This window comes from Parasediminibacterium sp. HNIBRBA5674, from assembly GCF_056745525.1.
On record NZ_JBQWIE010000005.1, the window covers coordinates 26,647 to 52,260 of the forward strand.

Consider the following 25,614-nt stretch of genomic DNA (forward strand, 5'->3'; position numbering starts at 1 on the left):
ATCGTGTTAATTTGTGGAAATTAATTGGATAATATTTTGATACATGGCATTTTTATTTCCCTTCCTCTGTATCAAATCTATCTACTCTTTGAATACCGTTTAGTTCTTTAAGCCTTGCTACAAGTTCTTCTAGTTCTTCTTTATCGTGTACAAATACTTTTACAGTACCTTCAAAAATACCTTCACCACTTTCTATCGTAAGGGCAGCAATATTAATACTGAGCTCGCCACTAATAATGTTGGTAATTTTATGAATCACACCCACATCATCTACACCAATAATGCGCAAGCCTGTTAAGAAAGAGATTTCTTTGTTTTTTGCCCACTTTGTTTTTACCACTCTATGGCCGTAATTAGCCATTAATTGTGTGGCATTAGGGCAGTTGGTTCTATGGATAATTAAACCTTTACCAGTGCTTACAAAACCAAATACGGCATCACCTGGTATAGGGCTGCAACACTTGGCTAGCGAGTACATAATTTTATCGCTGCTTTCGCCAAAAATGATGAGCTCGCTTTCTTTCTTGCTATAGTGCTTTTGAGGTTCTACCGCTACTTCATGTACTACTACTTTTGGCTTTGGTAGTTCTAGTTTATCACCTAGTACATGAAACTCTTTCAGTTCTTTTAGGTCATTGGCTTTTACAGCAATATTGTAAAACAAATCAAGCTGCGATGAGAGCTTGTAAAAGCTCATTAATTCATCAATATTGTATTGGCTATAAGCTGCGCCCATACCTTCTAGCTTGCGTTGCAAAATGTATTTGCCATCTTCTGCAATCTTACGTTTTTCCTCACGTAGGCTATCTTTAATCTTGGCTTTTGCCTTGGCGGTAACAACAATGTTTAACCAGTCTTCACTTGGTTTTTGCTTGTTGCTTGTAATAATTTCAATTTGATCGCCACTGCGTAGTTTGTGGCTTATAGGCACTAGTTTGTGATGCACTTTAGCACCAATACATTTAGCCCCCACAGCACTGTGAACCGCAAATGCAAAGTCTAAAGCTGTACTACCTTTTGGCAACATTTTTACTTCGCCTTTTGGTGTGTACACGTAAATTTCTTCGGCTAAAAATGAGGTTTTAAAGTCGTGCAAAAAGTTAACACTGTCTGTATCTTCTTGTGACAATACTTCTCTTATTTGCCCAAACCATTTGTCAAAACGGTCTTCGTCGCTGCTACCTTCTTTGTATTTGTAGTGCGCAGCCAAACCTTTTTCTGCAATTTCATTCATACGCTTGGTGCGTATTTGTACTTCTACCCATTTGCCCTGCGGGCCCATTACTGTGGTGTGCAAAGCTTCGTAACCATTACTTTTTGGGTTACTTAGCCAGTCACGTAAGCGTTCAGGGCTAGGGGTGTATTCATCGGTAATCATCGAGTACACTTTCCAGCATTGTTCTTTTTCTTTTTCTGCTGGCGCATCTAGTATTACACGTATTGCAAAGAGGTCGTACACTTCTTCAAATGATACGCCTTTCTTCTTTATTTTATTCCAAATAGAATGGATGCTTTTGGGTCTGCCATAAATTTCAAAGTTGAAACCTGTAGCAGCTAGTTTTTCTTTTAATGGACGGATAAACTCATTAATATACCTGGTTCTTTCTCGTTTGGTGTCAGATAGCTTTTTTGCAATCTCTTTGTAAGCATCTGTTTCCAAATACTTCATTGATAAATCTTCTAGCTCGGTTTTAATGCTATATAAGCCCATTCTGTGCGCTAGCGGTGCGTATACCCAAACCGTTTCTGAAGCAATTTTCAATTGCTTTTCTTTCTTCATGCTGTCTAGCGTACGCATGTTGTGCAAGCGGTCGGCTAGTTTTATTAATATTACCCTTGGGTCGTCTGTAAGGGTTAATAAAATCTTTTTAAAGTTCTCAGCTTGTTGACTTGTATTGGTATCTACAATATTAGATATCTTGGTAAGCCCGTCTACAATTTTGGCTATTTCAGAACCAAATTCTCTCGTAATGTCATCAAGCGTAACGTCAGTATCTTCAACAGTATCGTGTAGTAATGCGCAAATGGTACTGCGCACACCAAGGCCAATTTCTTCAACGCAAATCATGGCTACTGCCAATGGGTGAAGAATGTAAGGCTCACCACTTTTTCGGCGCATGGTTTTATGGGCTTCTACCGCCATTTCAAAAGCGGTACGTACCAGTTCTCTATCGCCTTTTTTAATTTTTGGGCGTAAGCTGCGCAAAAGAGCACGATAATGGCGAAGAATTTCTTTTTTCTCTTGTTCAGGCGTGAGATTATACTTTGGCTGTGCTGCTGATTCTACTATTTGTTGCGCTTCAATCATAGATAACGAATATAAGACAATAAGGGCTGACTATTAAGTAAGAGTTAACAGTAAATTTTTTGGCTGCATAGGTCTTATAAATTTCCAGTAATAACAAACTATAACTTACCAATGCTGTTACATTTGTCAATATTATGAGTGATACATCGAAAAAAAAAGCGCTTGATTTATTTTTAATGAAACGTGTGTTTCATTTTGTAAAACCATACAGAAACTTCTTTATTGCTAGTTTAACACTAGCCATTGTAATGGCTATTTTTGCGCCAGTTCGCCCTTACTTAATTCAACTAACGGTTAATAAATCTATCCACAATAATTTGCCCATACCTCATTGGATTCAACAAATTATCTTATTAAAAAACAGTAATGATATTTTTAGATTTATTGTTAATATCACCATTTTTCAGATTGTATTCTTGTTGGTAGAATCTGCTGTGCGCTTTGCATTTACATTTATTACATCGTGGCTTGGGCAAAATGTGGTAAAAGATTTACGTGTAACGGTGTACGAAAAAGTGGTGAGTTTAAATTTAAGCCAATTTGATAAAACGCCAATTGGCACGCTTACCACAAGAACCATCAACGATATAGAAAGCATTAACGATATTTTTAGCGATGGGTTAATACCAATTGTGGCCGATTTACTCACCATTATTATTACGCTTGCCACTATGATTTGGATGGATTGGCGAGTAACATTGGTAAGTTTAATTCCTTTTCCTTTTCTGATTGTGGCTACTTACTACTTTAAAGAAAGTGTGAACAAAAGTTTTATGAGTGTACGTAATGCGGTTGCTGCGCTCAATGCTTTTGTGCAAGAACATTTAACAGGTATGCATATTGTGCAAGCTTTTGCTGCCGAAGACAGAGAATTGGCAAAGTTTAATGAGATTAATAAGCAACATCGCAACGCAAACATTAAAGCCATTTTTGCTTACAGCGTATTTTTTCCTGTGGTAGAATTGGTATTAGCCATAAGTACTGGCTTACTAGTTTGGTGGGTGGCTGATAAAAAGTTAGATGCAGGTTTATTGGTGGCTTTTATTTTATATCTTAATCAAATATTTCGCCCATTACGTGTAATAGCAGATAAATTTAACGTGATACAAATGGGAATGATTGCTGCTGAACGTGTGTTTAAGGTATTGGATAATGAAGATATGTTGGTAGAAAGCCCACAGACTACGACCAATGGTCGACAGCCTTTAGAACCAATTCAAGGACAGATAAGTTTTGATAAGGTTTGGTTTGCCTACAATGAGGAACATTATGTACTAAAAGATATTTCGTTTGATGTAAAAGCTGGAGAAACCGTGGCTTTGGTAGGGCATACTGGTAGTGGTAAAACATCTATTATTAGCTTATTAAATAGGTTGTATCATATACAAAAAGGTGCTATTAGTATTGATGGTATTAACACAGAGAACTATCCAATAGAGAAGTTGAGAAGTAGCATTGGTGTGGTGTTGCAAGATGTGTTTTTGTTTTCAGGTTCGGTGCTTGATAACATCACTTTAAGAAACCCATTGATTTCTAAGCAAGCAGCAATTGATGCTTGTAAAATGATAGACTTACATGACTTTATCATACAATTACCAGGTGATTATGATTATAATGTGATGGAAAGAGGTAGTACCTTGAGTTTGGGGCAAAGGCAATTAATCTCTTTTGCAAGGGCGTTATTATACAATCCTGCGATATTAATTTTAGATGAAGCCACTTCTTCTATTGATACTGAAAGCGAACTGCTGATACAAAAAGCTATAGATACATTGATAGCTGATAGAACATCCATTGTAATTGCACATAGATTGTCAACCATTCGCAAGGCAAATAAGATTATTGTGTTAGATAAGGGTGAGATAAAAGAAATTGGTAATCATGATGAGCTATTGGCATTGGGCGGATTTTATAGTAAATTGCACGAAATGAGCTATGATAAGCAGCAGAATCTTGTTGGATAAAAGTATAAAATCTGGCGCTGGATTCATTAACTTGTCACAGTGTATTCGACTTTGAAACAACCTAAATTAATATGTTAAAATATTATCTAACGCAAATAATTATCGATTTAATTCAGAGTCTTACGTGATTAAATGTCTTCATTGAGGATATGTACAATTGTTAAATAACTTTTTTCCACTTTTGACTCTCTTTGGTTCAATTTTTTGTCAGTATCCCCTTATCTTCGCCGCAAATTTGAGAATAGATATGGCGTCGAAAATCATGAAAACTTTATTGGCAGGGGCTTTCAGCATTATTTTATCATTTTTAACTGTGTCTGCTTTTGCAAATGATACTCTTCATAATGCTGCTGCTGACGAACACCATGTTGAGAAAAAAGAAGGCGAAGAAAAATTTAACGTTACTGAAACTATTCTTGATCACATTAAAGATGAACACGGTTGGCATATCATTGGTCACACAACTGTGCCTCTGCCAGTTATTCTATTTACACAAAGTGGTATAGATGTATTTAGTTCTGCACATTTAATAAACGAACATCACGAACCAGTTGTATTTGCAAGTAAAAACAGCTACAAATTATTTGAAGGAAAAATTAAAATTGTAGATGCTGCTGGTAGTATTGATGAAGTTGCTACTAAAGGTTTATATGATCTGTCAATTACTAAAAACGTAGCTTCTATGCTACTTTCTGTAACACTATTACTATTGGTGTTTTTATCTGTAGCGTCTGCTTACAAAAAAACAGGGGTTACTTCTGCACCTAAAGGCTTACAATCATTCATAGAGCCATTAATTTTATTTGTAAGAGATGATGTTGCAAAGCCAAATATTGGTGCTAAGTATGCTAAGTTTATGCCTTTCTTACTAACTATCTTCTTTTTTATATTGATTAATAACTTGCTTGGTTTGATACCTATTTTCCCTGGTGCGGCTAACGTGAGTGGCAATATTGCATTCACTTTTACATTGGCATTTTTTACTTTGATTATTGTAAATATTAATGGTAATAAAGATTACTGGAAACACATTTTTTGGATGCCGGGTGTACCAGTACCAATGAAAATTTTCTTATTACCTATTGAGTTGATTGGTGTATTTACAAAACCTATCTCTTTAATGATTCGTTTGTTTGCGAACATTACAGCAGGTCACATTCTTGTATTAAGTTTAATATGTTTAATCTTCATCTTTAAATCTGTTGCTACAGCCGCAGTAGCTGTACCATTTGCAGTGTTTATTGGTGCTATTGAATTGTTAGTTGCGTTTCTACAAGCCTTTATTTTTACATTATTAGCTTCGTTGTATATTGGTTCAGCTATTGAAGAGCACCATCATCATGAAGCACATCATTAATAAATAACCTTTTTTTAATCATCAAAAACTCTACAACATGTTAGGAGGAAGTATTGCTGCACTAGGTGCAGGTTTAGCTGCAATAGGTGCTGGTATTGGTATCGGCCAAATTGGTAAAGGTGCTGTTGAAGGTATTGCTCGTCAACCAGAAGCTGCAAACGATATTCGTACAAGTATGATTATCGCTGCTGCATTGGTAGAGGCGGTATCTCTATTTGCTGTGGTTGTTGCCCTTTTGGGTAATGGCTAGTACTAATTTGTGCGCTAAGCACAATGGTTTTAAGAAAGCCCAACGCAAAGGGCAATGGGCTTTCTTAATTTTTTGTAAGATGATTGTTAAGACAAAATAACTAACGCATGTTTTTAGAAATTAATCCATTAGTATTGCCAGATATTGGTTTAGTAATATGGAGTACTGTAGCCTTTTTAGTATTATTGTTCTTGTTAAGCAAGTTTGCTTGGAAGCCAATTATGGCTGCTATTAGCGAACGTGAGTCTGGTATTGCTGACGCTTTGTTGCAAGCTGATAAGATGAAAGCTGAAATGGCTAGCTTGAAAAACGAGAACGAGGTGATGATGAATCAAGCTCGTGAAGAAAGAGCAGTTGTGATTAAAGAAGCAAAAGCTGCTTCTGATAAAATGATTGCTGAAGCAAAAGATAAAGCAAAAGCTGAGTACGATAAAATTATTGCAGATGCACAACAAGCTATTTTGCAACAAAAAAATGCTGCTCTAACTGATGTTAAAAATCAAGTAGGTGCTTTGGTAATTGAAGTGAGTGAGAAGATTTTAAGAAGAGAATTAGCCAACAAAGCTGAACAAGAAAGTTATATTCAGCAATTAGCCGAAGTAGTAAAACTTAATTAGCCCCTAACCCCTAAAGGGGAACTAGGAAAGCGGTTAATAATATTTTCACTTAAAAACAAAATGCCCCTTTAGGGGTTTGGGGTATGCCTAATCCACGTTTAGCAGCAAGATATGCCAAAAGTTTAGTTGACCTTTCTGTAGAAAGAAGTCAACTAGAAGTGGTATATGCTGATATGAAATATTTACAGGCTGTTTGTAAAGCTAGCAGTGAGTTTGTTGCAGTTTTAGTAAGCCCTATTATCAAGGCTGATAAAAAAGAAGCAATTATTTCTGCGGTTACAGATAGCAACGTGAGTGAACTAACAACAGCTTTTATTAAGTTATTGGTTACTAAAGGTCGCGAATCTGATTTGTATGAAATTGCAAATGCTTTTATTGGTCAGTACAACGATATTAAAGGTATTCGCACCGTTACTTTAACTACTGCGGTAGCTATTAGCGATGAGTTGAAACAAAGCATTCAAGCTAAGGTGAACAATACACAGTCATCTGGCTCTGTAGAATTAGAAGCTAAAGTAAACGACAAATTGATTGGTGGTTTTGTACTTGAATTTGACAATAAATTGGTTGATGCAAGTATTTTGCGTGATTTAAACGACGTAAAAAAACAGTTTCTGAAAAACCATTATGTGCCTGCTATTTAATAGCTGCATAAAGTATCTAAGCGTTGCAGTGTGCGACGCAACGAAGCTAAATAGATGTACAAAAGCTGGTAACAAAAAATAAAAACAAGAAAATTTTAAACTCTCAAATAATATGGTAGCAATTAAGCCGGATGAAATTTCAGCGATTTTGAGGCAACAACTAAGCAATTTTAATGCTTCTGCTGATTTGGAAGAAGTAGGCACGGTGCTTCAAGTGGGTGATGGTATTGCCCGTGTGTATGGCCTAAATGGTGTACGCAGTGGTGAGCTAGTAGAATTTGAAAATGGTGTTAAAGCCATTGCCTTGAACCTTGAGGAAGACAATGTGGGTGTAGTATTGATGGGTGAAAGTGCAGACATTAAAGAAGGTGCAAAAGTTAAACGTACTGGCCAAATTGCCTCTATTAAAGTAGGTGAGGGTGTTGTAGGACGTGTAATTAATACATTGGGTGAACCAATTGATGGTAAAGGCCCTATTACTGGCGACTTGTACGAGATGCCACTTGAGCGTAAAGCACCAGGTGTTATCTATCGTGAGCCAGTAAAAGAACCACTTCAAACTGGTATTAAAGCGATTGATGCGATGATTCCTGTAGGTCGTGGTCAACGTGAGTTGGTAATTGGTGACCGTCAAACTGGTAAAACTGCTATTTGTATTGATACCATCATCAACCAAAAAGAGTTTTACGATGCTGGCAAACCAGTATACTGTATTTACGTAGCGGTTGGTCAAAAAGCATCTACTGTTGCTGGTGTAATGAAAACATTGAATGATAACGGTGCTATGGCTTACACAACTATTGTGTGTGCTTCTGCTAGCGATCCTGCGCCTTTACAGTTCTATGCGCCATTTGCTGGTGCAGCTATTGGTGAGTTCTTCCGTGATACCGGTCGTCCTGCATTAATCGTATTTGATGATTTATCTAAACAAGCGGTAGCTTACCGTGAGGTGAGTTTATTATTACGTCGTCCACCAGGTCGTGAGGCTTATCCAGGTGACGTATTCTATCTACACAGTCGTTTATTAGAAAGAGCTGCAAAAGTGATTGCTAATGACGACGTGGCTAGTCAAATGAACGATTTACCAGCTTCTATTAAGCATTTAGTAAAAGGTGGTGGTAGTTTAACAGCTTTACCAATCATTGAAACACAAGCTGGTGACGTATCTGCATACATCCCTACTAACGTTATCTCTATTACCGATGGTCAGATATTCTTAGAAGGTAACTTGTTCAATGCTGGTATTCGTCCTGCTATTAACGTAGGTATTTCCGTAAGCCGTGTGGGTGGTAGTGCACAAATTAAGTCAATGAAAAAAGTATCTGGTACTTTAAAACTTGACCAAGCATTGTACCGAGAACTTGAAGCCTTCTCTAAATTTGGTGGTGACTTAGATGCTGCTACTAAAAACGTAATTGATAAAGGTGCTAGAAACGTAGAAATATTAAAACAAGCACAATACACACCATTTACCGTAGAGAAACAAGTTGCTATTATTTACTTAGGTACACAAGGTTTATTAAAAGACGTTGCTGTTAAAAAAGTAAAAGATTTTGAAGCACATTTCTTAATGGAAATGGAAAATAAATTACCAGACGTATTAGCTGAGTTTAAGAAAGGTCAATTAAACGACGATAGCTTAAACAAAATGGTAGAATTAGCAAAAAGCTTATTCCCTCAGTATAAATAGTCTTTTAAGATTGATATTATAAAACAGCCTCGAAATTTTCGAGGCTGTTTTGCATTCAAGGGTTATTTTTTTGTTGACCAGTTGTATTACTACTATGTTGCTTTAGTTGCGTCCTTGTACGTTCTGTAATGCTGCGATTGAATTGTAACTGAAAATTTACTAAAAAGTAAATTATAATTTGCTAAGTATCATTTTTGATGCCTAAATTGCACTTTGAAAGCAAATCACAACAATGAACACTATAGAAGCAAATATTGAAATTACAAGGGCAAACAATAAACTTGCTTCAATTTCAGTTTCGATGCCTGTTTGGAGCAAAGAATCTGAATTTGACGGAAATATTCACGTACAATTGCCATTACTTAATATAGATACCATTGCAAACGATGAAAAAGATGCTGAGTTTGCAATAAAAGAGGCAATTCAATCTTTCTGTATTGCCTCTGAAAAATTTGGCGAAGGCATTGAAAAAGAATTGCAAGCACTTGGTTGGAAACAAGTTGACCAAAATGGAAATCATATTTTAGGTTTTTGTGTGTCAGAAACTGATGAACTTTTGGATAGACTTTTACAAACAGGTGATAGTTATATTAATCCTAAATTAGAAATCGCAGAAGAATCAGAATATGCCTGACCCATTTTATCCATCAGTTGATTTTTCTTTTATTGAACAGCATTTAAAAGATACAGGAAAGTTTGAAGGCTACTTTTCAGTAGGACAGACCAAAACTTTTGTACTTAAAGGTAATAAAGCTATTCATAAGAGAACTATACGAATAAGAGAATTATCCCCGGCTAAAGTATGTTACGAACAAGCCACTTGTCTTGCAGCGAGATTTGGGTTTATGGGGGCTTTGTTAGAATGGTTTGAAGCTAACAAAAACTGGAAAGAAGGTGCTTATTTAAGTCAATAAACCAAAATTTATAACAGACTCTCACTTATTTTAAAGAGTGATTTTTGTAAAATACTCAATGTTCTGAAATACGCTCGAGCCTGAAATACCCCAATCTAACTCTCCTATTATTTAATATCAATTTCAGCTTTTGACTGACAGTAAACAATAAATAGAAACTTTAAGACTATACTGTTGTAGTAATTTCTGTATAGTTATAATACATCATCCATGCGTGTATAACATACTTGTAAGCCTACAAAAAGCCAAAAAACTCGTGTAAAAGCACATTTGCGAAGCGAAAATTGCTCGTTAACTGATTAATTATACATTATTTACTATACAAAAGCCTATTTCTAGTTAAAACCACTTTTGCGCAGCGAAAAAAGCCCAGTTAATTGATTAATTATACATTTTTTACTATACAGAAGGCCTTTAACTCGTTAAAAGCACTTTTGTGAAGCCAAAAAAGCTCCTTCAATCAATTAATTATACATTTTTTGCCATGCAAAAGCTTATTTACTGGTTTAAACCATATTTGTAGCTTAGTAAAAGCATTAACTAAAAGGTTAAGATAGTTTTAGCAATCTTTTATTTGAAATTTCTTTTTAAAGCAGACTTGTTTTACTGCAACGGCTATATTTACATTTTCTAAAACCACATCTTATAACATGGAACAACAACCCAACCAATTAAACATAGAAATAAGCGAAGAAGTAGCAGAAGGTACCTATGCCAATCTTGCAATCATTACACATAGCCATGCAGAATTTGTAATGGATTTTGTAAATGTAATGCCTGGTACACCTAAAAGCAAAGTAAAAAGCCGCATCATATTTACACCAATGCATGCAAAGCGCTTTATGAAAGCAATGATTGAAAATATTGAGCGTTACGAAGCCGCTAATGGTCATATTAAAGACTTGGAGCAAGTAGAAATTCCGATGAATTTTGGTGGCCCTACAGCGCAAGCATAAAAAACTAGTTTGGAGTTTAAAGTCCATAGTTTAAAAGTTTGAGAGTTTAAATAGTTTGAGTTGTAACTAAACTTTTGAACTATATAAACTGCTAAACTTCCTAAATTTTTTTAACTGAATAAACTTTTCAAACTCCAAACTAAATATGTCCTTCATCGCAGAAGCTATAATAGCCTTCGTTACTTACAATAATGTGGTCTAAAACATTAATATCGAATAGGGTAGCGGCCTGTTTAATTTTCTCGGTTAAAGTAACATCAGCTCTACTTGGTTTTAAGTTGCCACTTGGGTGATTGTGACATAGAATAATTGATTTGGCGTTATACTCTAACGCCTTTTTTATAATGGTTCGTGGCTCTATCATTACCATATCTATACCGCCTTCACTCAATATTTCGTGGTGAATAATGTTCTGCGCAGTACTTAAGAACATTACTACAAACACTTCATGGTTTTTATACTGCAATTGCGCTTTTAAAAAGTCGGCAATATCTCGGCTAGATACTATTTTGTCTTTCTTTTTTTCGGTGCTGTCTCTTCTAATGCCTAGTTCTAATGCAGCAGCAATGGTTACCGCTTTTGCTGGCCCAAGCCCTTTAATTTTCAACTGAACAATTTGTTTATAGTTCAATTCGCCAAGGCGTTGTAAATTATTGTTACAACCAGCTAGTAAATCTTTTGCAAGATCAACAGCACTTTTATTAGGCGTACCATTATTAATTAATATAGCCAATAGCTCTGAATTGCTTAAAGCAGATGCACCTTTAATCATTAGTTTTTCTCTTGGTCTATCGTCTGTAGCCCAATCTTTTATAGCAGCCATTATGTATTATTTGAAGCCTCAATATACATCTTGTTTATTTTTTTTTATCAAAAGCATAAATAATCTTTACAACTACCCTTTAAAAAATTACCTTCGCCCCAACCTCTTAATTTGTTATGAATCCCTCAGTAAAAATTTTTTCAGGTACAGGTTCTCAAGATTTAGCGTTAAAAATTGCACAACGTTTTGGTGTGCCTTTAGGAAAGTTAACGATTCAAAAGTTTAGCGATGGCGAGTTTCAGCCCATCTTTTTAGAAAGTGTACGTGGTGATTATGTTTTTTTAGTGCAAAGCACTTACGCACCTACTGATAACTTGATGGAATTATTGTTAATGATTGATGCTGTAAAGCGTGCAAGTGCCTATAAAGTAATTGCAGTTTTACCTTACTACGGTTACGGTAGGCAAGATAGAAAAGATAAGCCACGTGTGGCTATCGGTGCCAAATTGGTAGCTACTTTACTAGAAGCAGCTGGTGCCGATAGAGTAGTAACTATGGACTTACATGCGCCACAAATTCAAGGTTTCTTTGATGTGCCTGTTGATCATTTAGATAGTTCTGCCATTTTTATACCATATATTGAGCAAATGCGTTTGAGTAATCTAGCTTTTGCTTCGCCAGATGTTGGTAGCACTACACGTGTACGCGAAGTAGCAAGTTATTTTAATGCAGATATGGTTATTTGTGATAAGCATCGTAAACGAGCAAACGAGATTGCAAGTATGGTGGTAATTGGTGATGTTGCAGGTAAAAATATTGTATTGATAGATGACATTTGCGATACGGGCGGTACACTAGCAAAAGCCGCTGGTTTATTAAAAGATAAAGGTGCTTTAAGCGTAAGAGCACTATGTACGCATCCAATTTTAAGCGGTAAAGCGTATGAAAATATTGAAAATAGCGTTTTAGAAGAATTGGTTGTTTGCGACACAATCCCTTTAAAAAGGCATAGCGATAAGATAAAAGTATTGTCAGTTGCCGATTTATTTGCCATTGCCTTACGTAACGCCTACGAAAATAAAAGTATTACAAGCCTGTTTATACACTCGCAATTGAGAAATAGAGAACGTGGTGGTATTTAATAATTTATAATTTGGTATTTGAAATTAATTACAGAAGCGGTACAAACTAACAATTGTATCGCTTCTTTAATTTTCGTAAATCATGTAAATTCATTTAATCCTAGTAAATCTACGTTCAGACATCCTATTTTTCGTGTGTTTCCCTTACTTTTGCAATCCAAAAAAATATAAACATGAAAACAGTTACAATCGAAGGACAATTGAGGACCGAAACTGGCAAAAAAGCTGCCCGTCAGTTGCGCTCTCAAGACTTGGTGCCTGGTGTAATTTACGGTGGGGCTACCGAAGTTACTTTTTCTGCTCCTGCAAAAGCGTTTAAAGCATTAGTGTACACTGGTGAGTTTCAATTAGCAGAAGTAAAAGTGGATGGTAAAACATACACGACTATTATGAAAGACTTACAATTTGATAAAGTAAGCGACACTTTAATTCACGTTGACTTGTTAGAGTTAGTAGGTGATAAAAAAGTAATTGCTGACTTACCTATTAAATTAGTAGGTGTATCTAAAGGTGTGAAAGAAGGTGGTAAATTGGTTATTAAAATGAAGAGTGTAAAAGTGAAAACTTTGCCTTCTAATTTGAAAGAATTTATTGAAGTTGATATTACCAACCTTGCATTGAACGAAAATTTACGTGTTGAAGACATCAAAGCTCCAGAAATGGAAATTATGAACTCGCCACGTATTCCTATCGCTTCAGTTGTAATGACTCGTCAATTGAAACAAGAAGAGGCTGCGGCAGCAAAAGATACTAAGAAGAAATAATTCTTTTAAGATACTTTTTACTTGCCCTCTGCAATTGCAGGGGGCTTTTTTGTTGCTGCAATGCATTGCTATTTTTTCAGTTTACGCTTTAGCTGCAATATTTTAAACTTAACGCTATCGTAAATAAGACCAAGTATCAATACCGCAGCGGTAATTAATAGCACATGTAGCGCCATTTGTGCGTAAAGCACACCACTTACCACACCACCAATAAAAAAGAAACCAATAATAGTAAAGCGCAGTTTAATAGACGCACGAAGGCGCAGTTGCTGCTCGGTGGTGGTATAGAAAAACAGTTGTGATAGCTCTATACCCAAATCGGTAAAAAGGCCTGTAAGGTGCGTGGTGCGTACACTTGCACTAGAAATGGTAGTAACCAAAGAGTTTTGTAAGCCCATGGCAAATAACAAACTACAAGCCACCACATCTGGAAGCGAAATGGCTAGTTGATGCCCAAAGCAACCAATGAGTAATAATATGAAACACTCAATAGATGCTGGTACAATGTGGCTATAATGCTCATCTTTACGAGAGGTGTATTCTATTAAAAAACTAGAGACAAACGAGCCAAAAAAGAAGCAAAAGATGTAGAGAAAATATACCAACCCTCCCCAAAAGTTAAGCTTAAACACTTCATCTACAAAAAAGGCAAAGTGCCCGGTAACATTGGTAGTAAGCCGCTGCACGGCCAAAAAGCCCGCCACATTTACCATACCTGCCACAAAAGATAGTAGCGAAGCTATTTGTAAGTTGTGTGTAAGCGTACGTGTTTTTCCTTTATGCCTGAACATAGGCTGCTATTTAAAGCAGTAAGGTAGGGTAAAATGGATAAATGGAAGCAGTGTTAATGGCTTTGGCGTTCCCGCTTGTGGCGGGTCGGGCAATTCGTTTCTAGTCCTCGTACAGCTTCGCAGTACTGTGGGCTAGAAACGAACAGCCCTTACGCATGGTGCAGCAGCCTAGATTGTTTATGGAAATACTAAAGTGAAGAAGCTTTGTTGGTACGCTTGCCCACACTTAGCTGCGTTACATACCAACAAAGGCGAAAATCTATTTTACTTCAAATTATTTACAATACTCTATAGATGACCCTATATTAATATCCCAATATACTACACTAGCATTGATTCTTTCTGTTCTTAAATTATAAAAATAACTACCGCCGAGAACATTGTCGAATTCAATAGAGTCACCCACTTTAATATCATTAATATTTGAGGCATTGCAAATAGTACATTTTCCTTTTCTTGTAGCAATACAGAAATTATTTGTTTGAGTATTAATGAAGGTTACTTTTCCTACCATGACTTATGAAATATTTAAACTAAAAATCGTCTCCAATATTATGTTAGTTATAATCCAATTTCTTTCTATTAAGGGTAGTCAATGTAAGGTCTATTTGAAAAAGGGTTACAATCATTGTATCTACTTATTGTCAATTTTACAGCCTTAAATAAATTATACTTCTTTAAAGCAATAATTCCGTATTCAGAGCAAGATGGATAATGTAAACATTTTGAATAACGCCTCTTTTTAGTTTTTTGATAAACCTGTATTGAAAATATCAAAATCAAATTGAAGGGTAAAGTCAAAATTTTCATTACCCTTTATGGCTTAATTCTGAATATATTTTCCTGATTTCATACCCTTTTTCCTTCGTAGGTATTGGAATTGCAATTGTTCCACCAGATGTACTTATTCTTAATTGAAACGTTTTCTGAGCACTACACCCTTTTACTTCTTGACCTTCTGAAACTTCAATAAATGAAATTTTATCGAATGGTAAATCACCATCTTTTTCTACAAAATTTTCAAGTTTTCCTTTCAATTCAGAAACTTTTGTTTTATACATAACACGTCTATCTGTTAAAGCGAGCCAGTAATTTTGATGCTGACCAGATGAACCGCAACCACCTTTAAAAGTAATAAATGAAAAATAATACACTTTTTCGGTAGCCATTAGTTGATATGTAACCTCACTAGGAAGACCTGATACGATTTCAATTAATGCCATTTTTAGTTTTTTATTTGTTTAAAATTAAAATAAGTCGATGTACTACTGATTATTTAAAAATTAGTTCTTTTAGCGTTTTATAGTATTGCTTTCACCAAGACAGAACCCCTTTTACCCCGCAGGTGACGTCACCACAGGTGCAGAGCCGCCGCCTATTAGCACATAGTCGTTAAACTTGGCTTCGTTGGTGCCTTCGTATAGGCTTTTGCCTATGGCTGCAAGGCGTAGCATTTCTTGCCATAGGGTGTTGCCTTTTATAATTCTGTCCTGTGTTTCTAAATCTCTGTTTTCTATAGCTTCTTCTACTGCATCTATCGCCGTATCAAAGCTTTTGGCAAGGTTATCAAGGTCGGTGAGTTGCGCTTGTGTAAGCCCTTGTGCTGCAAGGTCGGTAAATAGTTTGCCGCCTACACGTACCACACGCTTGGCTAGCTTGTACAAGTCTGCATCGGTTAATCTTGCCAAATCTTCAAAGCCAAAAATGTAGTATTTACCCTTGCCATTGTAGGCGGTATCTGCCATGCCACGTATAGCACGTATGGCCACACGGGTGTTTTCGGCAATCACATTTTTTTCATCGGCAGCTACGGTTACTTCACCTTGTAATTCTACATCAGTGGTGGTGTTGTCAAATGTATCAATGGTTGTTTGATAGGCATCTACTTGGGTAGCGGTAATGTTGCGTTTGGCAAAGTCTGCCAAGTCTCTTGTAATGGTGGCTTTTAAGCCATCGGCTTTCTGCTTTAGGTCGGCATCAGCCATAGAATACAGGCGTGTTTCAACTTTTGTAGGCATGAGTTATAGTTTTATGTTTTAAAAGTACTATAGGTATTTTAAAATAAAAAGTGTTGCTGCATAAATATATTATTTTGTGGATAACTTTTGTGTAGACAAGCGTTCGTCTAGCTACGTTAGCTGTTTTACATGCTACGTTGAAGCAGTGATGCTCTGCGTTATACTTTTGAGGTTGCACGTTATTGTAATGAGCCACTACGTTAAATATTTGAGGGCTAACGTTATTTGTTTGAGCTGCCACGTTGGCAGTTTGAGGTACTACGTTAAGCGTTTGAGGCGCTACGTTGTGCGTTTGAGGGTCATTTTGGCGCAACGTAGGGCGTAGAATGGGGTTCTCGCAAATGTCGCTGATTAATGTAGGATGAAGAAAGTATTGCTCGCAGATGTCGCTGATTAACGCAGAGGGTGGATGGGGTAACTGAGGGGGTAGATGTAATAACGAAAAGGGGCAAAGTATTCAAATAGCTTGTTTTTTATACAGCCGTGAAGTTTCTATTGATGATAAAATTAGTGCTTCTCAGTACTTGATTTTTTGCGCATTAAATTATCATTAAACTTTCATTTTTGTTGAATAAATTTCAAATTTTTAGAGATATTTTTGAAACATAAGCTCTTCTTGCAAAGAGTTTATGTTAATCCTAATTGCAAGGGCGTTAACCTCGAAAAGCCAAAAAGAGTAGAGAAAAAATAAATTATGTCAGAAACAACACAAACCCCAAGCTTAAACAACACAAGATGGTGGGTAACCGAAGAAGAAGTTTATGTTAATTATGAACTTGATTTCAATGAGAGCAATCAGGGGCAGGTTTATTCAAAAGATGGCGATCCAACTAGTTCCTTTAATTGGCAAGAAGATGATAAAGGTAATTTCTTTGTAATAATGCTTGATCAAAATGGAAATCCTGAGAAGATTACATACAGTGGTAAATACTCTGATGATTCTGCTAGCGGACTTGTTGCAAATTTCTCACCTACTAGTAACATTGTTTCTTTTACAATGAAAAAGCTTAAATAGTTTAATTTACTAAATATAGATTTCTTCAACAATGGTACGTGAAAACACGTACCATTTTATCTAGCAACATATTTGTCGGTATTCTTATTCAATTTATCTTAGCGGCATATAAACAAAAAGTCAAAGTCTGTGCTTACTGAAGTTGGTAATGTTTTTCTGCCGCAGTTTGTCTTTCTTTCACCAGCTACTTTCTTAATTCGTTCTTGGTCAAAGACGCAACGACGGCTGAAAGACGAGCACTCAACCGTCACTGCGAGGCACGAAGCAGTCTGTAATAAGTGTGCTTAGATTGCTTCGTGCCTCGCAATGACGTAGCGAATTAAGAACCTTTGCATTCTTTGCTTCTTTGCATGAAATGCCTACGCTGCAATAAAAGCTCAATAGCATTGTAAGCGATGCGAGGTGCGACGCATATGCAGCTTCATAGTAGTACAAAAGCTGGTGACATACACCTGCTTATCCTTACTTTTGCTGCCTTTAAAATAAGTCTGATAAGAAGGTCAATAGTAGAAAATTAGCAGATAGTGTGCTAATGACTTATTGACGAATGACTTAATGACAAGTATTATGAAATTTGAGAAAGAAATAAACAGGCGGAAAACTTTTGCTATCATCTCTCACCCCGATGCTGGTAAAACGACGTTGACAGAGAAACTGTTGTTGTTTGGTGGTGCTATTCAAACGGCTGGTGCGGTTAAAAGTAATAAGATTAAAAAACATGCTACGAGTGACTTTATGGAAATTGAACGTCAGCGTGGTATTAGTGTGGCTACGAGTGTGATGACGTTTGAGTATGAAGGCTTTTTGATAAACCTACTAGATACGCCCGGCCACAAAGACTTTGCTGAAGATACGTATAGAACCTTGACGGCTGTTGACTCGGTAATATTGGTGATTGATAGTGTGAATGGTGTGGAAGATCAAACACGTAGGCTGATGGAAGTTTGCCGAATGAGAGATACACCGGTGATTGTGTTTGTAAACAAAATGGACCGTGATGGTAAAAACCGTTTTGACTTACTTGAAGAAGTTGAGAACGAGTTGAAACTGTCGCTACACCCAATGACCTGGCCAATAAACAGCGGTAAAGATTTTAAAGGTGTGTACAATTTAGATAATAAAAGCTTGCGCTTATTTACAGCTAGTACCAAAGGTGAAGACGATGAAGATACAGTTGCGATTGAAGACCTAAGCGATGCGGTGTTAGATGCGAAAATTGGCGATAGAGATGCGAATCAACTGCGTGAAGATGTAGAATTGATAGATGGTGTGTATGGCGAACTGAACAAAGCAGATTATCTAAGCGGTAAAGTAGCCCCTGTGTTTTTTGGTAGTGCGGTAAACAATTTTGGTGTGCAGGAAATGCTAGATACGTTTATAAAAATAGCGCCTGTACCACGCAGCAGAGAAACTACTAAGCGCACATTGAGTGTAGGTGAGGATAAGTTTAGCGGCTTTATTTTTAAGATTCATGCCAACCTTGACCCTAAGCATAGAGATAGAATTGCCTTCTTGCGTGTGTGTAGCGGTAAGTTTGAGCGTAACAAATATTTTCACCACGTAAGGCTGGATAAGGATGTGCGTTTTAGTAATCCGTATTCTTTTTTGGCTAGAAGTAAAGAGGTGGTAGAAGATGCTTACCCAGGTGATGTGGTGGGCTTGTTTGATACGGGTAACTTTAAAATTGGTGATACCTTGACAGAAGGTGAAGATTTTTACTTTACGGGCATACCAACGTTTTCGCCAGAAATATTTAAAGAACTAGTGAACAAAGACCCGATGAAAACCAAGCAATTGGAAAAGGGTATTAGTCAGCTTACGGATGAAGGTGTGGCGCAATTGTTTACACAGTTTGGCGGTAATAAAAAGATAATTGGTTGTGTGGGTGATTTACAATTTGAAGTAATTCAGTACCGTTTGTTGCACGAATACAGTGCTGCTTGTGAGTTTAGAACCCTGCCTTTTTATAAGGCTTGTTGGTTGACTAGTAACGACCAGAAAAAACTAGAAGATTTCTTGCGTTTTAAACAACAAAACTCTGCTGCTGATAAAGATGGTAATCCTGTTTATCTAGCACAAAGCGAATGGTTTTTAAATACAGAAATCAGCAATAATCCAGATATTCAGTTCCATTTTACCAATGAGGTGCAGAAATAGAACCGCTGATTAGAGTGATTTGAAGGATAGGCTATGATTTGAGGGTTGAATGATGAGGTATTTGCCACAGAGGCACAGAAACACAGAGGTATTGTTGAAAGAATTTTAATTTGCCACAGAAGAATTGATAAGCAGGTATAATTTTAATCTGTGTTTAAGTGTTTCTGTGGCATTTTTAATTTTACCCATGCTCATTTTTACAACCACTCATTTTATTGTAAGACAATTTTCCATTGCTGATAGCGAAGCTTTTTTTTTGTTGAATAGCAATGAAGCAGTGATGCGCTACATAAGGCCTGTAAAAGATAGAGCTGCCTGCGATGCATTTTTAGCACAGCAACTACAAGCATATGCTGAAGAACCAATGCTTGGTAGATGGTATGTGGGTGAAAAAGAAACAGACCGATTGATAGGGATGTTTTCTATTTTGCCGATGCAAGGCAATATTGATTATCACATAGGCTATGCTTTGTTACCAAATGAATGGGGTAAAGGTTATGCAACAGAATTGCTACAAGCTGGTGTGGCTTATTTTTTTGATAATTTTAATAAGCAACAATTATTCGCCATTACACAACCAGAAAATATTGCTTCTGAGAAAGTGCTTGATAAAGCAGGTTTTACTCTAAAAGACACAACTAGAAACGAGGATGAAACGTTGAATTTATTTGTCTTGCAACGTGTAGTTCATGGTTAATAGGTCATTGTAGGTTTGTATTTTCTAATCTTCTATTACCTATGAACCATCACCTATGGTCTATCATTCAACATCCTTACCTTTGCCGCCTTATTATGAAATCGAAAACGCTAAAGAAAGACAAGGTAAATATTATTACCCTTGGTTGTAGTAAAAACCTAGTAGACAGTGAAGTGCTGAGTGGTCAGTTGCAGGCTAGTGATATAGATGTGGTACACGAAAACAAAAAACTAGACCACAATATTGTGGTAGTAAATACTTGTGGGTTTATAGATAAAGCGAAAGAAGAAAGCATCAATACGATTTTCGATCAACTAGAACTAAAGCGAAGAGGTAAACTTGACAAAGTATTTGTTACAGGCTGTTTAAGTGAGCGCTACCGTGCAGATTTAGAAGCTGAAATGCCAGAAGTAGATGCTTGGTTTGGTACCATGGAATTACCATTAATGCTAAAGAAATTTGAGGTTGATTATAAAGCAGAGCTAGTAGGCGAGCGTTTGTTAAGCACACCGCAACATTATGCGTATTTAAAAATTAGCGAAGGTTGTAACCGTACTTGTTCTTTTTGTGCTATACCGTTAATGCGTGGTCAGCATGTGAGCAAGCCAATAGAGCAGTTAGTTGCAGAGGCTGAAAGCCTTGTAAAGAAAGGTGTGAAAGAAGTAATGTTGATTGCGCAAGAGTTAACTTACTACGGCTTAGATATTTACAAGAAAAGAGAATTGCCACGTTTACTAGATGCGTTAGCGGCTGTAGAAGGGTTAGAGTGGATACGCTTGCATTATGCTTATCCATCCAAATTTCCGTTGGAAATTTTAGATGCGATGAACCGTCACGACAATATTTGCAAATACCTTGATATGCCTCTGCAACATGCGAGTAATAACATGTTGAAAGCCATGAAGCGTCAAATTACTCGTGAAGAAATGAGTGAATTGATACATGCTATTCGTGAAAAAGTACCGGGTATTTGTTTGCGCACTACTTTAATTGCTGGCTTTCCTGGTGAGACAGAAGAAGATGTTGAAGAGCTGAAAAACTTCTTAATTGAGCATCGTTTTGATAGGGTAGGAATTTTCTCTTACAGTCATGAAGAGAATACCTCAGCACATTTATTAGAAGACAATATTTCGCAAGAAGATAAAGAACTACGTTCACAAGAAATTATGGAGGTTCAGCAGGAAATAAGCCTTGAGAAAAACCAAGAAAAAGTAGGTAAAACCTTTAAAGTGATTGTTGATAGAAAAGAAAGTGGCAGATATCTTGGACGTACTGAATTTGATAGTGTAGAAGTAGATAATGAGGTGATTATTAATAGTAAAAAGAAACTAGAAATAGGCAGCTTTGTAAATGTATTAATTACCAAAGCGTTTGATTATGATTTAGAAGGTGAAGTGGTAGGATAGTTTTTGATTTTCGATTTAGGATATACGTTTCTTGGGTGAATGCTTGTTTATAGATATTTGCAAGGCTTACGAAAATCGTATGTCTAAATACGTCAATTGTATAGTCAATCAATTCATGGAAAATAATCATTTGCACTTATCATACCAACAGACAGGCTATTTTTCAAAGCTAGTAGCAGATTATGTTTCAGGCAATGAACAGTTGCAAAATTTCTATAAGCATTCTGTAGACTTAGACGGTATAAAAGCTGCCATTGCTGCAAGGCAAGCTTTTGCAACTAATAGAGAATTATTGGTAAATGCATTAACTAATCAATACCAAAATATTACTTTAACCGATAAGCAAATTGTCAATTTAGAAGCGCTTAAAAGCAACAATACATTTACCGCTACCACAGCGCATCAGCCTAATATTTTTACTGGTCCTTTATACTTTATTTACAAAATCATTCATGCTATAAAACTGGCAGACGAATTACAAAAAGAACTACCTGAATACAACTTTGTGCCTGTGTATTACATGGGAAGCGAAGATGCCGATTTGGATGAATTGGGCTACATTAATCTTGGTGGTGAAAAGCTCATTTGGAATACTAAACAAACTGGTGCTGTAGGCAGAATGTTGGTTGATAAAGCTTTGTTACAAATCATCACAAGCATTCAAGGGCAAGTTGGTATTCATCCTTTTGGTAATGATTTGATAGCTATTTTTAACCAATGCTACACGTTGGGCAAAACCATACAGCAAGCAACTTTAGAGCTTGTAAATGCATTGTTTGCAGATTATGGTTTATTGGTGTTAATACCAGATAATGCTGCGTTAAAAGCTCGGTTTAATAGCGTTATTACCAAAGAAATTACTGAGCAATTTTCTCATAAAGCTGTCGCAGAAACCATAGAACAACTAAGCAAGCATTACAAAGTACAAGCAGGTGGCAGAGAATTGAATTTATTTTACTTAATTGATGATAAAAGAGAGAGAATTGAAGTTGCTAATTCCAAGTTTCAAGTTTCAAGTTTGGGCTTAGAATTTAGTCAAGAAGAGATTTTAGAAGAGTTACAAAAGCATCCAGAGCGCTTTAGTGCCAATGTGATTTTACGAGGTGTTTTTCAAGAAACCATTTTACCCAATATTGCTTTTATTGGTGGTGGTGGTGAGCTAGCTTATTGGCTTGAGCTGCAAAAAGTATTTGAGGCGGTCAATGTGCCTTATCCAATGCTCATCTTGCGTAATTCGCTGTTGTTTGTTACAGATGAACAAGTGCAACGTATTGAAAAATTAGGCTTTGCTGTTGAAGATTTCTTTAAAAAGCCGTTTGATTTGATTAATACTTTGGTACAAAAGAATTCTACTCATCAACTAGATATTACTGCACAAATTGAAGCTGTAAAACAACAATACAAAGCATTACAATTGATTGCAGGTAATATTGATGAATCGCTGAAGAATCATACAGAAGCCTTACAAACCAAAGCGTTGAAGTCTTTATATGAGCTTGAAAAGAAAATATTGCGTACTGAAAAAAGGCGCTTTGAGGCGCAGCAACGTCAAATAAAAAAGCTAAAAGCTGAGTTATTTCCTAATAATAGTTTGCAAGAAAGAATAGAGAATTTCTCTTATTTCTATGCTAAATATGGAAAAGATTGGTTGCAAACTATTTACAACCAATCTCTTACTTTAGAACAGCAATTTACAATTGTAAAACTGCCTTAATATTCTGCACTTACACCCACATAATTGCTAGGTGTAATAGCTTTCAACGTCTTCTTCAATTCAGCGCTCACTTTTAGTTTGCCAATAAAATCGTGAATGGCTTTTTTGTCAATTTTATGATTACCACGAGTTAAATCTTTCAAAGCCTCATAAGGGTTAGGATAGTTTTCTCTGCGCAACACTGTTTGTATCGCTTCTGCCACCACAGCCCAATTGTTTTCTAAATCTTCAGCTATTTTAGCCTCGTTTAGTAACAATTTACCCAAACCTTTTTCTAAGCTCTTTGTTGCCAAAATAGTGTGCGCTACAGGCATACCAAGGTTACGCAATACAGTGCTATCAGTCAAATCACGTTGTAAGCGACTGATAGGCAGCTTAGCTGCAAAGTGCTCTAGTAAAGCATTGGCAACACCTAAATTACCTTCTGCATTTTCAAAATCTATCGGGTTTACTTTATGTGGCATGGCCGATGAACCAACCTCACCAGCTTTGGTTTTTTGCTTAAAATAATCCATGCTTATGTAGGTCCAAATGTCTCTACACAAGTCAATTAAAATGGTATTAATGCGTTTCATCGCATCGCAATGTGCCGCCAAACTATCGTAATGTTCTATTTGCGTAGTAAACTGCATACGCTCAAGGCCTAAGTAATTATCTACAAAATCATTACCCAAAGCCACCCAATTTTTGTTAGGAAAAGCAATATGGTGCGCATTAAAATTGCCCGTAGCGCCACCAAATTTTGCAGCAAAAGGTATGTGCGAAAACAAGGTAATTTGGTTAGCAATACGTTCTACAAACACCATAATTTCTTTACCCAAAACGGTAGGCGATGCAGGCTGACCGTGTGTTTTAGCCAACATAGCTATTTGTTTCCACTGGGTTGCAAGGTCATGTAAACTGTTATGAATATTGGCAATTGCAGGCAAATATTCTAGCTCCATGCAATGCTTCCAACTAAGTGGTATCGCTGTGTTATTAATGTCTTGCGAAGTCAATCCAAAGTGAATCCATTCTTTCAAATCAGCAATACCAATCGCATCTAATTGTTCCTTTAAAAAGTATTCAACCGCCTTCACGTCGTGGTTCGTAATCGCTTCAATGTCTTTAATGCGTTGCGCATCTTCTACACTAAAATTATCTGCAAAGGCTTGTAGTTTTTCCTTTGCTTTTGCTGACAGTTTAAACAGCTTTTTATCTGCCAAAAAGAAGAAATATTCTACTTCAACAAATACGCGGTATTTTATCAAGGCAAATTCAGAAAAATAATTGTCTAAGTGTTGTACTTGCTTGCGGTAGCGGCCATCAATAGGTGAGATAGCGGTAAGGTTAGTTAATTCCATTAATTGTTAGTATATGTGGTATTTATTTATAGTTTAGTTTAATCATGTCTCTTTTTCTTTCACTTTTCACCACCCACTTTTCACTTTTTTATGTAACCAGCTGTAGTAATCCTGCGCATCATCCTTGCAAGTTTAAACTGAGTTAACGAAGTTCCAACTGCAACGGCTAGATACTTTGTTCAGCTTTTTCCAAAGCTAATTTTAACCACAATGGCACTAAGGAAATACGCACAAGGCCACTCAGACTTAGGGCACTTTGTGAAACCCTTGTGTTTTTAGTGGTTAAACTTTAACTCGTTGTGGTTCAAAATGTTTTTCTTTGCGGCGTAAAATTATACCATTTGAAGAAGATAAAAGTTGGTGCGGTAAGTTATTTAAACACAAAGCCATTATTGTACGGTGTAAAACGTAGTGGCTTAATGGATAAAATAGAATTAATAGAAGCATATCCTGCAAAAATTGCCCAAATGTTGTTAGATGATGAGATAGATGTGGGCCTTGTACCTGTAGCCATTATACCCAAACTAAAAGAAGCACATATTGTAACCGATTTTTGTATTGGTGCAGAAACAGAAGTGGCGTCAGTTTGCTTATTCAGCGAAGTACCAATGGAACAAATTGAAACCGTGATTTTAGATTATCAAAGTCGTACATCTATTAATCTTGCGAAGGTTTTATTAAAAGAATATTGGCAAAAAGAAGTTGTTTTTAAAGAAGCCACAGCCAATTTTAGAGAAGAAATAAAAGGCACTACAGCAGCTGTGGTAATAGGCGATAGGGCTTTTGAACAAAGGCTTATTTCAAAATATAGTTACGATTTAGCCACAGCATGGATAGCCCATACAGGCTTGCCCTTTGTATTTGCAGCTTGGGTAGCCAATAAACCATTGCATGAAGATTTTATAGAAGCTTTTAGCATGGCCAATGGTTATGGCATTAAGCACATAGAAGAAGTAATTGCAGACAACACTTACGATAAATACGATTTGAAAAAATATTATACTGAAAATATTAGTTATCAGCTTACAGAGGCAAAAAGAAGAGGCTTAGCGCTTTTTTTAGAAAAATTGCAATAAGTTCTAAAATAAAAATCCCGAAGCAATT

The 25,614-nt window shown here is 36.4% G+C and carries 24 protein-coding genes; 17 read left to right on the forward strand and 7 right to left on the reverse strand.

Translation table 11 applies throughout. The features are described 5' to 3' along the window. Nucleotides 1-52 precede the first annotated feature (52 nt). Nucleotides 53-2,308: a RelA/SpoT family protein gene (locus ACT9TX_RS03915; RefSeq protein WP_481336902.1), complete on the reverse strand. Its 2,256-nt coding sequence runs from the start codon at nucleotides 2,306-2,308 to the stop codon at nucleotides 53-55. 134 nt (nucleotides 2,309-2,442) lie between these two features. On the opposite strand from ACT9TX_RS03915, the gene ACT9TX_RS03920 reads away from it, so the two are divergent. From ACT9TX_RS03920 to ACT9TX_RS03960, 9 genes are all read left to right on the forward strand, one after another. Continuing rightward, nucleotides 2,443-4,272 (forward strand): ABC transporter ATP-binding protein, encoded by a 1,830-nt coding sequence (locus ACT9TX_RS03920; protein WP_481336903.1) that lies wholly within the window; start codon nucleotides 2,443-2,445, stop codon nucleotides 4,270-4,272. A gap of 247 nt (nucleotides 4,273-4,519) precedes the next feature. Next, a complete protein-coding gene (gene atpB, locus ACT9TX_RS03925; RefSeq protein ID WP_481336904.1) occupies nucleotides 4,520-5,629 on the forward strand; it encodes a F0F1 ATP synthase subunit A in 1,110 nt (369 codons plus the stop codon). A gap of 37 nt (nucleotides 5,630-5,666) precedes the next feature. Further along, entirely contained in the window at nucleotides 5,667-5,879 is a 213-nt protein-coding gene (atpE, locus tag ACT9TX_RS03930) for an ATP synthase F0 subunit C (RefSeq protein ID WP_379012132.1), read from the forward strand. A gap of 107 nt (nucleotides 5,880-5,986) precedes the next feature. After that, nucleotides 5,987-6,496, forward strand: a complete 510-nt coding sequence (atpF, locus tag ACT9TX_RS03935) for a F0F1 ATP synthase subunit B (RefSeq protein WP_481336905.1) — start codon at nucleotides 5,987-5,989, stop codon at nucleotides 6,494-6,496. Nucleotides 6,497-6,579: 83 nt separating this feature from the next. Continuing rightward, on the forward strand, nucleotides 6,580-7,140 hold the full coding sequence (gene atpH / locus ACT9TX_RS03940) for an ATP synthase F1 subunit delta (protein ID WP_481336906.1): 561 nt from the start codon (nucleotides 6,580-6,582) through the stop codon (nucleotides 7,138-7,140). A gap of 112 nt (nucleotides 7,141-7,252) precedes the next feature. Then, the gene (gene atpA / locus ACT9TX_RS03945; protein WP_481336907.1) at nucleotides 7,253-8,830 is read left to right on the forward strand and encodes a F0F1 ATP synthase subunit alpha; all 1,578 of its coding nucleotides are present in this window, start codon (nucleotides 7,253-7,255) and stop codon (nucleotides 8,828-8,830) included. A 232-nt stretch (nucleotides 8,831-9,062) separates the two neighbouring features. Then, nucleotides 9,063-9,464: a hypothetical protein gene (locus ACT9TX_RS03950; protein WP_481336908.1), complete on the forward strand. Its 402-nt coding sequence runs from the start codon at nucleotides 9,063-9,065 to the stop codon at nucleotides 9,462-9,464. After that, nucleotides 9,457-9,744: a hypothetical protein gene (locus tag ACT9TX_RS03955; RefSeq protein ID WP_481336909.1), complete on the forward strand. Its 288-nt coding sequence runs from the start codon at nucleotides 9,457-9,459 to the stop codon at nucleotides 9,742-9,744. The genes ACT9TX_RS03950 and ACT9TX_RS03955 overlap by 8 nt, the downstream gene beginning before the upstream one ends. 650 nt (nucleotides 9,745-10,394) lie before the next feature. Then, nucleotides 10,395-10,700, forward strand: coding sequence for a DUF3467 domain-containing protein (locus ACT9TX_RS03960; RefSeq protein WP_379012138.1), 306 nt, complete (start codon nucleotides 10,395-10,397; stop codon nucleotides 10,698-10,700). 139 nt (nucleotides 10,701-10,839) lie between these two features. Here the strand turns inward: ACT9TX_RS03960 and radC are convergent, their stop codons facing one another. Then, complete coding sequence (gene radC / locus ACT9TX_RS03965; RefSeq protein WP_481336910.1) at nucleotides 10,840-11,523, reverse strand: RadC family protein; 684 nt, start codon at nucleotides 11,521-11,523, stop codon at nucleotides 10,840-10,842. 116 nt (nucleotides 11,524-11,639) lie between these two features. On the opposite strand from radC, the gene ACT9TX_RS03970 reads away from it, so the two are divergent. Then, nucleotides 11,640-12,605 (forward strand): ribose-phosphate pyrophosphokinase, encoded by a 966-nt coding sequence (locus ACT9TX_RS03970; RefSeq protein ID WP_481336911.1) that lies wholly within the window; start codon nucleotides 11,640-11,642, stop codon nucleotides 12,603-12,605. A 173-nt stretch (nucleotides 12,606-12,778) separates the two neighbouring features. Continuing rightward, nucleotides 12,779-13,369, forward strand: a complete 591-nt coding sequence (locus ACT9TX_RS03975; protein WP_481336912.1) for a 50S ribosomal protein L25 — start codon at nucleotides 12,779-12,781, stop codon at nucleotides 13,367-13,369. Nucleotides 13,370-13,437: 68 nt separating this feature from the next. Here the strand turns inward: ACT9TX_RS03975 and ACT9TX_RS03980 are convergent, their stop codons facing one another. The 4 genes from ACT9TX_RS03980 to ACT9TX_RS03995 form a co-directional block, all read right to left on the reverse strand. Next, entirely contained in the window at nucleotides 13,438-14,160 is a 723-nt protein-coding gene (locus ACT9TX_RS03980) for a YoaK family protein (RefSeq protein ID WP_481336913.1), read from the reverse strand. A gap of 582 nt (nucleotides 14,161-14,742) precedes the next feature. Then, a complete protein-coding gene (yidD, locus tag ACT9TX_RS03985; protein WP_481336914.1) occupies nucleotides 14,743-14,970 on the reverse strand; it encodes a membrane protein insertion efficiency factor YidD in 228 nt (75 codons plus the stop codon). Then, entirely contained in the window at nucleotides 14,970-15,383 is a 414-nt protein-coding gene (locus tag ACT9TX_RS03990; RefSeq protein WP_481336915.1) for a PH domain-containing protein, read from the reverse strand. Before ACT9TX_RS03990 ends, yidD begins: the two co-directional genes overlap by 1 nt. A gap of 111 nt (nucleotides 15,384-15,494) precedes the next feature. Further along, nucleotides 15,495-16,178, reverse strand: coding sequence for a hypothetical protein (locus tag ACT9TX_RS03995; protein WP_481336916.1), 684 nt, complete (start codon nucleotides 16,176-16,178; stop codon nucleotides 15,495-15,497). Between the two features lie 694 nt (nucleotides 16,179-16,872). On the opposite strand from ACT9TX_RS03995, the gene ACT9TX_RS04000 reads away from it, so the two are divergent. The 5 genes from ACT9TX_RS04000 (at nucleotide 16,873) to bshC (ending at nucleotide 23,167) form a co-directional block, all read left to right on the forward strand. Beyond that, complete coding sequence (locus tag ACT9TX_RS04000) at nucleotides 16,873-17,193, forward strand: hypothetical protein (protein WP_481336917.1); 321 nt, start codon at nucleotides 16,873-16,875, stop codon at nucleotides 17,191-17,193. 567 nt (nucleotides 17,194-17,760) lie between these two features. Next, on the forward strand, nucleotides 17,761-19,350 hold the full coding sequence (locus tag ACT9TX_RS04005) for a peptide chain release factor 3 (RefSeq protein ID WP_481336918.1): 1,590 nt from the start codon (nucleotides 17,761-17,763) through the stop codon (nucleotides 19,348-19,350). 187 nt (nucleotides 19,351-19,537) lie between these two features. Next, nucleotides 19,538-20,047, forward strand: a complete 510-nt coding sequence (locus tag ACT9TX_RS04010) for a GNAT family N-acetyltransferase (RefSeq protein ID WP_481336919.1) — start codon at nucleotides 19,538-19,540, stop codon at nucleotides 20,045-20,047. A gap of 41 nt (nucleotides 20,048-20,088) precedes the next feature. Further along, nucleotides 20,089-21,453: a 30S ribosomal protein S12 methylthiotransferase RimO gene (gene rimO, locus ACT9TX_RS04015; RefSeq protein ID WP_481336920.1), complete on the forward strand. Its 1,365-nt coding sequence runs from the start codon at nucleotides 20,089-20,091 to the stop codon at nucleotides 21,451-21,453. Between the two features lie 115 nt (nucleotides 21,454-21,568). Next, nucleotides 21,569-23,167: a bacillithiol biosynthesis cysteine-adding enzyme BshC gene (bshC, locus tag ACT9TX_RS04020; RefSeq protein WP_481336921.1), complete on the forward strand. Its 1,599-nt coding sequence runs from the start codon at nucleotides 21,569-21,571 to the stop codon at nucleotides 23,165-23,167. Here the strand turns inward: bshC and purB are convergent. Then, nucleotides 23,164-24,510, reverse strand: a complete 1,347-nt coding sequence (purB, locus tag ACT9TX_RS04025; RefSeq protein ID WP_481336922.1) for an adenylosuccinate lyase — start codon at nucleotides 24,508-24,510, stop codon at nucleotides 23,164-23,166. The two genes, bshC and purB, sit on opposite strands and share 4 nt — an antisense overlap. Before the next feature lie 341 nt (nucleotides 24,511-24,851). Here purB and ACT9TX_RS04030 point away from each other — a divergent pair, with 341 nt between their 5' ends. Beyond that, nucleotides 24,852-25,586 carry a menaquinone biosynthetic enzyme MqnA/MqnD family protein gene (locus ACT9TX_RS04030; RefSeq protein ID WP_481336923.1) on the forward strand — a complete coding sequence of 245 codons (735 nt, stop codon included), beginning with the start codon at nucleotides 24,852-24,854 and terminating at the stop codon, nucleotides 25,584-25,586. The last annotated feature ends 28 nt before the right edge of the window (nucleotides 25,587-25,614 follow it).